6 protein-coding genes are annotated in these 12,266 nt (G+C 38.9%); 5 read left to right on the plus strand and 1 reads right to left on the minus strand.

All coding sequences use genetic code 11. The features are described 5' to 3' along the window. The first annotated feature begins 7 nt into the window (after positions 1 to 7). A complete protein-coding gene (locus AC1DNH_RS00935) occupies positions 8 to 3,097 on the plus strand; it encodes a SusC/RagA family TonB-linked outer membrane protein (protein ID WP_477625080.1) in 3,090 nt (1,029 codons plus the stop codon). 12 nt (positions 3,098 to 3,109) lie between these two features. Then, the gene (locus AC1DNH_RS00940; protein ID WP_477609706.1) at positions 3,110 to 4,855 is read left to right on the plus strand and encodes a RagB/SusD family nutrient uptake outer membrane protein; all 1,746 of its coding nucleotides are present in this window, start codon (positions 3,110 to 3,112) and stop codon (positions 4,853 to 4,855) included. Positions 4,856 to 5,587: 732 nt separating this feature from the next. Here the strand turns inward: AC1DNH_RS00940 and AC1DNH_RS00945 are convergent. Beyond that, positions 5,588 to 5,737, minus strand: a complete 150-nt coding sequence (locus AC1DNH_RS00945; protein ID WP_477582499.1) for a hypothetical protein — start codon at positions 5,735 to 5,737, stop codon at positions 5,588 to 5,590. Between the two features lie 25 nt (positions 5,738 to 5,762). Here AC1DNH_RS00945 and AC1DNH_RS00950 point away from each other — a divergent pair, with 25 nt between their 5' ends. Genes AC1DNH_RS00950 through AC1DNH_RS00960 form a run of 3 tightly spaced genes read left to right on the plus strand, consistent with a single transcriptional unit; the run spans position 5,763 to position 12,249 of the window. Beyond that, positions 5,763 to 8,996, plus strand: a complete 3,234-nt coding sequence (locus AC1DNH_RS00950; protein ID WP_477609530.1) for a SusC/RagA family TonB-linked outer membrane protein — start codon at positions 5,763 to 5,765, stop codon at positions 8,994 to 8,996. Between the two features lie 23 nt (positions 8,997 to 9,019). Beyond that, positions 9,020 to 11,023 carry a RagB/SusD family nutrient uptake outer membrane protein gene (locus AC1DNH_RS00955; protein ID WP_477582503.1) on the plus strand — a complete coding sequence of 668 codons (2,004 nt, stop codon included), beginning with the start codon at positions 9,020 to 9,022 and terminating at the stop codon, positions 11,021 to 11,023. Between the two features lie 26 nt (positions 11,024 to 11,049). Then, positions 11,050 to 12,249, plus strand: coding sequence for a DUF5000 domain-containing lipoprotein (locus AC1DNH_RS00960; RefSeq protein ID WP_477609532.1), 1,200 nt, complete (start codon positions 11,050 to 11,052; stop codon positions 12,247 to 12,249). Positions 12,250 to 12,266: the final 17 nt, after the last annotated feature.

The raw sequence follows: 12,266 nt of genomic DNA on the forward strand, positions 1-12,266 counted from the left end.
TCATAACATGAAATATATATATCAATATTTACTGGTTTTGCTTGTGCTTTTAACCTCCAATTTGGTTATGGCACAAAACCAGGTCGTATCGGGAACTGTTAGCGATGCTACAGGACCTATAGTAGGCGCTTCTGTGAAAGAGAAAGGCTTAGCAACCAATGGGGTAGTTACCGATGGGAAAGGGAATTATACCCTCCGGTTAAAGGGAACAAGCGGTACCATAGTGGTTTCATTTGTTGGCTCAACTCCGAAAGAAGTTGTGGTTGGCAACAGAAAAACCGTTAACGTACAGTTAGAAGATGATGTACAGGGCTTAGAACAGGTTGTGGTTATCGGCTACGGTAAACAGAAAAAAATAACCTTAACAGGGTCCATGAGTACCATAACCGGGGCTGATATCCGTCAAAATCCGTCTGCCAGTTTACAAAACACCTTGGTTGGCAGGTTGCCTGGTTTCTTTTCTCAACAACGTTCTGGTGCGCCAGGATCAGATGGGGCAACATTTTTTATCAGGGGTATCAGTTCGTACAATGGCGGTTCTACCACACCTTTAATCATTGTAGATGATATTGAATACAGCCCGGAGCAGTTTGCAGCCATCGATGCCAACGAAGTAGAAAACATCAGTATCCTTAAAGACGCTGCAACCACAGCGATTTATGGTATCAAAGGAGCAAACGGGGTGGTGGTTGTTACTACGCGTAGAGGTAAACTGGGTACACCACAGATTACCTTTAGAAGTGAATACAGTGTAATGCAGCCTACGGTTATGCCAAAGTTTTTAGATGCTTACGAATCGGCAAAGTTATATAACCAGGCCAGGGCAAATGATGGTTTGGCGCCAAGATTTACGGAAACCGATTTACAGAAATATCAGGATGGTTCTGATCCATACGGACATCCTAACAACGACTGGAAAAAGATTTTGTTCAAAGATTTCAGTAGCCAGGTAAAAGGTAATTTTGATATCTCGGGCGGTACAGAAAAAGTAAAGTATTTTGTTTCAGCGGGTTTCCTATATCAGGATGGTATGTTGCGGAATTACGGCGAAGAGCAAGGTGTAAACTCCAATTTCTACTATAACCGGTACAATTACCGTTCAAATCTGGATATTAAGGCCACCAATACAATGGATATCAGAATCGATTTGTATGGTAATTTGGGCGTAACCAATACCAATAACATAGGTAGTGCTTTTGGTTATAACGATATCTTTTACGATTATGTAAGTTTCGCTTCGCTAGCTCCATTCAATTATCCGGTTTACAATCCCGATGGAAGTTTTGGCTATAGCAAGTGGCAAAGAGACGAGAATCCGAACTACAATCAAAATAATATTGTAGGAAGGATTACGCATTATGGTTATAACCGCAAATACGGTAATAACATGAATTTAGTGGCCAATGTAAACCAGAAATTAGATTTTATTACCAAAGGATTATCGGTAAAAGGGGTGCTTTCTTACGCAAGTACCTACGATTATACCAGAAGTATGACGAGAGATCAGTTTCCATCTTTTATCTACAATTCAGATAACAATACCTACGAACCCAGAGATCCGAATATTTATCGTGTAAGAAGATATTTTATCGGCTATGGGGCGGGCAGTACAATCAGGAATTTAACTACCCAGGCCATATTAAATTACGATAGAAGTTTTAACAGCCACCACGTTTATGGAACAGCATTAACCAATATCAATACGGTAATCAAATACAATGATAATGCGGTTTACAATTTTGTGCCAAACAACTTTAAAGGTTATACCGGTCGTGTAGGTTATGATTATGATGATAAATATTTATTTCAGTTTAATGCGGCTTACAATGGTTCAGATCGTTTCGTGAGCAAGAAAAAGTATGGTTTTTTTCCGGCGGCATCTGCCGGATGGGTGGTATCGAACGAGAAATTCTGGAAGGATAACGTAAAGTTCATCGATTTTTTAAAGTTTAGAGGCTCCTACGGTATTGTAGGTAACGACCGCATCGGCGATGGTTTTAACTATTACTACCAACAAAATTACAGCAATGGAGGTAATGCATCTTTTGGTTATTCAGACAATACACAAACCGGAATTTCAGAAGGTACATTGGGTAATGATGATGTAACCTGGGAAAAGGAAAAGAAAACAGACGTAGCGATGGAATTTGGTCTCTTCGGAAGCAAGATCACAGGTTCAATCGATTTGTTCCACAATGTAAGAAGCGATATTTTAACTTCAAGAGGTACAGTTTCATCAATTTTTGGTGTGGGCCTGCCACCGGTAAATTTGGGTAAAGTACAAAATCAGGGTGGTGAGATCGAAATGAGCTACAGGGATAAAATTGGCAATGTTGATTTCTCTGTGAGGGCAAATTATTCACTGGCCAAAAATAAAATCCTTTATCGTGATGAACCTCTGCCAGCCTACCCTTATCAGGCATTTACAGGTAACAGTATCGGCCAGATCTTAACCTATCAGTGGATTGGTTTTTATACTTCGGCAGCTGAAATTGCTTCAAGTCCGGTTCCTCAAACTGCACCAAGAATTGGCGATTTAAAATATGCCGATTTAAATGGTGATGGTAAAATTGATGGTTATGATATGTCTATAAATGGAGATCCGAATTTACCAAACACAAACTACGGTTTGGAACTTCGAACCAATTATAAAAACTTCGGTTTAAGTTTATTGTTTCAGGCCGCAACCAACTTTAATGTTCGTGGGGTGGCAGAAGCCATTCAGGCATTTTCCTCAAATTTAACTTCGATCCACCAAAACTCATGGACACCAGCACTGGGAGATGCAGCACAATATCCATTACTTTCTTTAAGTCCTGGTTTAAGCAGTCCTTCTGCTTATCCATCTACATTCTGGATGATATCAGGGAATTATCTCCGCTTAAAAAATGCAGAGTTCAGTTATAATTTTCCTCAAAAGCTGACCGAAAGATTAAAAGTACAAAGCATTCGTACCTACATCAATGGATATAATCTCCTCACCTGGTCGAGCTTGGATAAACGTTATCAATTCGATCCAGAATCGAATTCAGGGCAGGACAGAATTAAATATCCACCACAAAAAATGATCAATTTAGGTTTAAGTGTTACGTTTTGATAATTGATTGACATGAAAAAAATAATATTAATGATATGTTTATGTGCTTCAATAGCAGCATGTAAAAAAAATAGCGATTTCTTAGATAGTAAAGCGGATACTGGAGAAACTGAAGCTTCAGTGTTTTCAGATAGTTTAAAATCTATCCGTTTTCTTACCCAGATTTATAGCAGTTCGTCTTATAGTTTTGCAAAAGGGCGTTTTAGCAGCCACGGAAATACCGAAATGGCTACCGATGATGCGGAATATGCCTATTCAGGACCAACACAGAATGCAGTGATCATGTACAATGGGACACTTTCGCCAACCAACTTTTGGAGTGGGGGTAGTTTGCCTGATTTTTGGACAACCCCGTATGCCAATATCCGTAGGGTAAATCTGATGTTATCTAAATTGCCCGTTATTCCACTTTCAGAAGCGAAGAAGAAACGTATTACCGGCGAATTGAAATTTTTGCGGGCATGGTACTATCACTTGCTGCTGATCAATTTTGGTGGAATTCCGCTTGAAGGTGATAATGTTTACGGCATTACCGATGTGATCGATCTTCCCCGGTCATCATTTGACGAATCCGTTAATTACATCACGGCTGAGCTTGATGCTGCAGCAAATATTTTACCCATTACCACTGATTATGCAGAACAGGATTATGGCCGGGCAACTAAAGGAGCTTGTTTAGCACTAAAATCGAGGGTTTTATTGTATGCCGCCAGTCCTTTGTTTAATGGTGGCGCCATAACCCAGGCATCGGCAGCTGTAAAGCCAATTGTAAGTTACCCCAGTTATAGTGTGGCACGTTGGCAAAAAGCAGCCGACGCTGCTGAAACATTAATTAATACAGGTACCTACAGCTTGTTCGAAGATAATGTAACTGCTCCGGGCTATGGTTTTTACAATGTGTTTTTAAAACGGGTTAATTCTGAGTATATTTTCAGCTTTAACCGACCGTCTAACCGTGATTTTGAAGGTTATTATAATCCACCATCAAGGGGAGGTGCAAAAAATTCTACACCAACACAGCAACTGGCAACAGCTTTCCCAATGAAAAATGGAAAAGCAATTACCGACCCTACTTCTGGCTATGATGCAGCAAACCCGTACACAAACCGCGATCCAAGATTTGGTTATTCCATTATCTACAATCAATCGCTGTATTACAGTACCACAACCAGTACTAAAATTGTGGTAAATACCTATAACGGTGCTGCAACTGATGGGTATACTTCAAACGGGACAGGACCAACAACAACGGGTTATTATGCCCGCAAAATGTGCGACGAAAATATATCAAGCAACAGTTCTTTCAATACAGAAAGGGGCTGGCCGTTAATCCGCTATGCAGAGATTTTATTAAACTATGCGGAAGCCATTAACGAAACCGGACAAACAGCACTGGCATATCCCAAACTAGTAGCCATTCGTAAAAGAGCAGGTATAACAGCTGGTGCTGATAATTTATATGGTTTAAAGGCCAATATGTCTGTTGATGAAATGCGAGCAGTTATTCAGAACGAACGCCGCATCGAACTGATGAATGAAGATCACCGTTGGAATGATATTAGAAGATGGAAAATTGCTGTTGATGTAAACAATGGTTTTAATAAAGCAATCAATATTACTAAAACAGGTAATGTGTATACCTATCAGGTGGTGAATACCATCCGTCAGCACGTATTTAATCCACAACATTATTTAATGCCAATTCCACAGTCGGAAGTTTCGAAGATGCCTTCAATGCTTCAAAACCCTGGCTATTAACCTATTTGAATTTAATGATTAACTACTCTCCTTATCTTTCTGCAAAGAAAGGTTCGGAGAGTTTTTTGTTTATATGCAAATCAGTATGCACATCTAACCGGAACCTTTCTTACAAGGATACAGCCTAAATGGCTATTCAGCCATAATCTTCGGTATAGAACGTTTATTGCTGCACCTTATCAAAATAAGCACTTCAAAAGACAGATCTAAAGCAGATCGTACAAGCCAATTTTTACCATAACAGGGAAAGTGATTTGAATATGTGTTTTAAATTAAACGTCAATTAAACGTTTAATTTTTCTTGAAAGTCTTAAAATCACTGGAAATGGCCTAAAAATAACAATTTAACCCCTACTTATTACCGTATTACCCCTCACTACGACCGCTTTTTTTATAGTTAATTTGTTTCAACCAAGTATAAGAATATTAGATCGATCCAGATTATTCCAGATTAACTACCTAGAATAATTAATGGATGCAGCAAATTTAGAGCGGCTGTATCCTGTTTTTTAGAAGCAAAACCTAAACCTTTAACCGATCATGAAAAGATTAAAACAAACAAACAAATACCCCATTGCTGTCGAACTAATTGCTGATTGAAGGTTTGCCCGAAATCAGTATTACCCTTAACAAATTATTCATCCTTAATCCCAAAATTATGAAGAAAGCTAAATCTACTCAATATTCCGTTTTTTAAAACCGCTGGCAAAATAAAATAACATTAATGCTTTTTTATAAAAGCACACTAATCAAAACCAATTGCCAGGGATAAGGGCATTGTGCTATTTCCCAAACCATACTGACGAATATTTCGATTGGATGATTGCCTAATGCCTCTACGAGTGCAATATGATGGTAATCTATCTGGCCGGATATTGACATAGCTAACCATTTTTAAACCATTTTTATGAAGAAAAAACTACCGAAAAAAATCCCGCTACACCAGCAGGGTATTACCCTTAGGTCAATCTTAAAATTTTTGATCTATTTAGTAATTACAACTTCTAGCTTAACAGTATCTGCACAAACAGATGTAACGGTTAGGGGGATAGTAAAAGACACCGTGGGCGGTCTGCCGGGTGTAAACGTAAAAGTTTCGGGCACCAACCGTGGAATATCTACCGACGAGTTTGGACGGTATACGATCAAATTGCCAAGAACAGGTAAATTGTTGTTCTCACTGGTGGGCTATAAACCCAAAAATGTTGCCATTGCCAATTACGATAAAAATGCCGAAGGCGTTTATGTAATTAATGTAACCCTCTCATCAGATGCCAATTCATTAGAAGAAGTTGCAGTGGTGGGCTTTGGTACACAGAAAAAAACGAGTGTAATCAGTTCTATCACCGCCATTAATCCTAAAGAGCTTAAAGGGCCAACAAGTAACCTAACCACTATGATGGCGGGTAGGGTAGCTGGTATGATTGCTTATCAAAGAAGCGGTGAACCTGGTGCAGATAATGCACAGTTTTTTATCCGTGGTTTAGGAACTTTCGGTGCAGGTAAACAAGATCCTTTAATCCTGATCGATGGTATCGAATCAAGCCAGAACGATATGGCACGTTTGCAACCTGATGATATTTCTTCTTTTAACGTACTTAAAGATGCAACAGCATCGGCAGTTTATGGTGCCAGGGGTGCAAATGGTGTAGTACTTATTTTAACTAAATCAGGCGTTGCAGGTCAAACAAAATTTGGGTTCAGGGCCGAGTCATCACTTTCCTCAAATACTAAAAACTTCCAGTTTGCTGATAATGTAACGTATATGAAGCTGGCAAATGAAGCTGCGCTTACCCGTAACAGGTTGGCCATATTACCATATCTCCAAACTAAAATTGACGCAACTGCAGCGGGCGAAAATGAATTGCTTTATCCAAACAACAATTGGATAGAACAATTGATAAAAGATTATACCACGAATCAAAGATATAACATAAATATCTCTGGTGGGGGTACTAAGGCGAGCTACTATATTGCAGGTACTTACAATATTGATAATGGGGTATTAAAAGTTGCCGATCTAAATAATTTTAATAGTAATATCAAGTTAAAAAATTATTCTGTCCGTTCTAACGTAAATATTAACTTAACCAACACCACCGAAGCAATTATCCGTGTTTACGGGCAGTTTGACGATTATACCGGTCCTGTAGGAGGCGGTGGGGCTACATTTAACAGGGCAATTTGGTCTAATCCGGTAATGTTTCCTGCGGTTTATCCGGCAAGTTTATCACCTTATAGCAACCACCCCTTATTTGGTAATGCTATTTCACCAAGAGGTGGTTTATATATGAATCCTTATGCCGAAATGGTAAAAGGTTATCAGGATAAAAATGCTTCTACATTACAAACGCAGATAGAAATTAAGCAGGATTTAAAATTTATTACACCAGGTTTAACCGCCAGGATGATGAGTTATGCCCGTAGATATTCTTATTTTGATATTTCCCGCGCTTACAATCCTTTTTATTATTCGGCTACTGAGCAGCCAGATAAATCAATCGGACTCACCTTGATTAACGGTGGCGGTGCATTATCAATTGGTCCGGTAGGTACCGAATATCTAGGTTACTCGGAAGGTAAAAAGGATTTAAATTCGACTTTTTATGCCGAGTTTTCTGCAAACTACAACCGTACTTTTAAAGAGAAACATGCAGTTGGCGTGATGTTGATTACAACCATGAGAAATTATCTGGCTGCAAATCCGGGTAGTCTTCAGCTATCTTTACCATCGCGTAATCAGGGAGTATCAGGAAGAGCTACTTATGGATACGATAACCGTTATTTGGCCGAGTTCAACTTTGGGTATAATGGTTCTGAACGTTTTGCAGAAAATACCCGTTTTGGTTTCTTTCCTTCATTCGGTTTAGGATACATTATTTCGAATGAAAACTATTTTAAGCCACTTACAAGCGTAATCAATAGTTTAAAGTTAAGGGCAACCTTTGGTTTGGTGGGTAACGATCAGATTGGAAATGATTCCGATCGTTTCTTCTACCTTTCTGAAGTAAACATGAACAATGGAACATTTGGTTCGAGCTTTGGCGAAGATGGTTTATACTATAGAGATGGTATTTCAATTTCGCGTTATTCTAATCCATTCATTACCTGGGAAAAATCTAAACAAACCAACATTGGTTTAGATATGACCTTGTTTAATAGCTTGAATTTAACATTCGATATTTATAAAAACGAGCGTTCGAACATTTTAACCGACAGAACGTTTATTCCAAGTTCAATGGGCTTACAGGCATCTGTACGGGCGAATACCAATAAAGCCGAAAGTAAAGGTGTCGATTTCTCTGCCAGCTATAACAAATCGTTTCACAACGGCATGTTCCTACAAATGAGGGGAAACTTTACTTATGCCACCAATAAGATATTAATTTATGATGAGCCTTCATTTAGTACCAAAGAGGCTTATCGCTACCATATTGGTTTACCCACTACCCAATCATTCGGTTACATTGCCGAACGTTTATTTATTGATGATGCCGAAGCTAAAAACTCACCTGTGCAGTTTGCAGGCGTGCCAGGTTTAGACTATGGTGGTGGCGATATTAAGTATAGAGATGTAAATGGCGATGGTATTATCAGTGATGTAGACCAAGTGCCTATTGGTTTACCTACCAGTCCTGAAATCGTTTATGGTTTTGGAGGTACGTTTGGTTTTAAAGGCTTCGATATCTCTGCATTTTTACAAGGTTCGGCCAGGTCTTCGTTTTTCATTAATCCAGGTAATATTTCACCTTTCGTACTCAATAATGAAACTGGCAATCCTAATGTTACACAAAATGGCTTATTAGAGGTAATAGCCAATAGTCACTGGTCTGAGCAAAATAGAGATAGCTATGCATTCTGGCCGCGTTTAAGTCCGAATTTTGTAAATAACAATACCCGTACTTCTACCTGGTGGATGCGTAACGGGTCTTTCTTAAGATTAAAGAGTGTAGAACTTGGTTATAATCTGCAAACCAAACTGCAAAAAAGACTTGGTTTTAATAGTGCCAGGGTTTATGTAAATGCGACCAACCTATCCAGTTTTAGCAATTTTAAACTTTGGGATCCCGAAATGGGCGGAAATGGCTTAGGCTATCCTGTACAAACAGTATATAATTTAGGTTTAAATGTTTCATTCTAACGATTGAGCTTAAAAAGATAAATATGAAAATCAACAATATTTTATTTCGAAAAGATACGGCAAAGCCAGGTTTAGCTAAACTTACGCTGGCCATACTCGCTATCGTGATATCCATTAGTTCTTGTAAAAAATACCTGGATATTGTGCCCGATAACGTAGCTACAATAGATAATGCCTTTACACTAAGAAATGAGGCCGAAAAATACCTGTTTACTTGTTATTCCTTTCTTCCAAAAGATGGAGAACCACTGCTTAATGCTGGCTTCATGGCTGGTGATGAAATATGGACCTCGCTAGATGAAAGAGAGTTTATTTCTTATGGCTGGCGGATGGCCAGGGGTAGCCAAGGTGCCGAAAATCCGTATTTGGATGCCTGGAATGGGCGCTATCAGGGTGGTGGCAATGTTTTCAACTATAACGATAACCCAAATGGTAATTATGGTTTATTTAAAGCCATTAGAAACTGTAATATTTTTCTGGAAAACGTACAGGATTTAAGCAAAATACCAGATTTAAGCTTAGATGAAAGACAAAGATGGATTGCGGAGGTTAAGTTTTTAAAAGCTTATTATAATTTTTATCTCTTAAGGATGTACGGTCCAATTCCAATTATCGATGTCAATTTAGGAATTAGTGCTACTGAAGAAGACGTGAGGGTTAAAAGAATGCCTTTTGATGAGTGTGTAAACTATGTAGTTGGATTATTGGATCAGGCTATTCCTAACCTACCTCAAATTATTACGGATAAAAGCACTGAACTTGGACGTATTACAAGGCCCATTGCACTTGCTGTAAAAGCAAAACTGCTGTTAACTGCTGCAAGCCCACTGTTTAATGGCAATACCGACTATAGTAATTTTAGAGATAAGGATGGGGTAGTGTTGTTTAATACCACTTACGATGCCAATAAATGGAAAAGAGCTTCCGATGCTGCCAAAGCAGCAATTGAAGGTGCAGAAGCTGCTGGATTTAAATTATATCAGTTTCCGGGTACCACCTTTAAACTATCAGATACTACCTTGAGGCAATTAACCATTAAGGGTGCCGTAACTGAGCGTTTCAATGTAAACCTGGAGCATGTTTGGGCAAATCCGAACAGCAGAACCTTTAACATGCAAAGAGCTGCTATGCCGCGTTTAGCTGCAACTGTGGTGGTTGGTAGTGCCAGACAGCAGTTGGCGCCACCATTAAAAATTGCCGAAATGTTTTATAGCAGAAATGGCGTGCCGATCAATGAAGATAAAACCCTCGATTTTACCAATAAATATACCCTAAGGACAGCTGTTAAAAGTGAGCGGTTTTATGTTAAAGAAGGTTACACCACGGCGAGGATCAATTTTGATAGAGAACCAAGGTTTTATGCCGATTTAGGCTTTGATGGTGGTGTTTGGTACAAATATGATAGTCCAACCAATTCTGACGAGGGAACATTTGTTTTAGAAGGAAAATCTAATCAGGTTGCCGGTGCAAACAACTTTGGATGGTACAACGAAACCGGCTATTTTATCAAGAAACTGGTAGATTGGAACATGATTAATGGTACCAACGGTGCCAGTTATCGCGATTATCCATGGCCGCAGGTAAGAATGGCAGATCTTTATTTAATGTATGCCGAAGCTTTAAACGAAACACTGGCCAGTCCTTCTGCTGATGTTTACGAATACATAAACAAAATTAGAACAAGAGCTGGACTACAAACGGTGCAAACCTCATGGACCACTTATTCCAACAATCCGGGCAAGTACACTTCAAAAGACGGTATGCGCGAAATTATCCAGCAAGAAAGATTGATTGAAATGGCATTTGAAGGTAGCCGCTACTGGGACATTAAGCGTTGGAAAAGAGCTGCAGAAATGTTTAACCAATCCATCACAGGATGGAGCGTTTATCAGCCAACGGCTTCAGAGTATTACCGTGTTAGAACCATATTTAACCAGAATTTTGTGGCACCACGTGATTATTTGTGGCCACTAAGAACTTATGATTTAACAGTTAACCCTAAACTGGTTCAAAACCCAGGTTGGTAGTATTAATTTTTATAAAAATATTCAATATGAAAAGAATGAATAGAAACCTGCTTGTGTTGCTGTTTGGTTTAGCAGTAGCCTTTTCGAGTTGCAAGGAAGAAGAAATTGTTCCATTGGAAAAAAATACCAATCCTCCCGGAAAAGTGTCCAATGTTTCCGTTACCAATGGTGCAGGCAATGCAACCATTACCTTCAGCTTACCTAGCGATAAAGATTTATTGTATATAAAAGCTGTATACAATTTAGCCAACGGCCAACAAATGGAAGTGAAAACTTCTTATTATGGCAATAGTTTATTGGTAGAAGGATTTGGAGATACCAATGAGCATGAGGTAAAAGTATATAGTGTAAACAGAAGTGAAACCGCTTCAGAACCTGTTATCGTTAAGGTTAAACCACTGGAAAACCCAATTTGGGGTGTTTACAGAAGTTTAAAAGCTGTTGCTGATTTTGGCGGATTAAACTTTAAAGGCACTAACCCATCAAAAGCCGATCTGGCCATAGAGGTTTTGGTTTTATCGAAAGGTAAATATATACCAACATCAAAAAATATTTATACCGCCGCTATAGATATCGATCAATCCGTTAGGGGCTTAGACACTTTAAGCCAAAAATTTGCCATAACCATTAGAGATCGGTGGTTAAACTATAGCGATACGCTTTTTACTACATTAAAGCCACTTTACGAAACGGTTTTATCTAAATCGACCTATAAAGAAGTAATTTTGCCAACAGATACTCCTCAAGAATATTCAAACACGGGTGTAGCTAAAATGTGGGACGGAAACATTATCGATTGGCCTAGTGTATGCTTAACCAAAACCACAGTATTAACGCCGCAATGGGTAACTTTTGATCTGGGTAAAATTGCCACGCTTAGCCGTATTGTGGTTTGGAATTACCCCGAATACCTTAATGCTGGCCGCACCTATTATTACGGTGGCAACTTAAAAGATTTTGAAATCTGGGGTACCGATAACCCACCTGCTGACGGAAGTTTTAATAACTGGGTAATGTTGGGTAAATACAGCTCTCAAAAACCTTCTAAAAGTGCTTATGGTGTGCAAACAAGTGAAGATTACGCTTTTGCAAATGCCGGCATAAGCTACAATTTTGCTGTAGGCCTTAAAAAAGTAAGGTATATCCGCATAAAATCTATTAATAATTGGCAGGGTAACTCATTTATGAGTGTATCAGAAGTTCAACTTTATGGAGACCCAAGATAGAGGCAATAACTTAACAG

It is taken from the genome of Pedobacter sp. 01N310 (assembly GCF_056399805.1).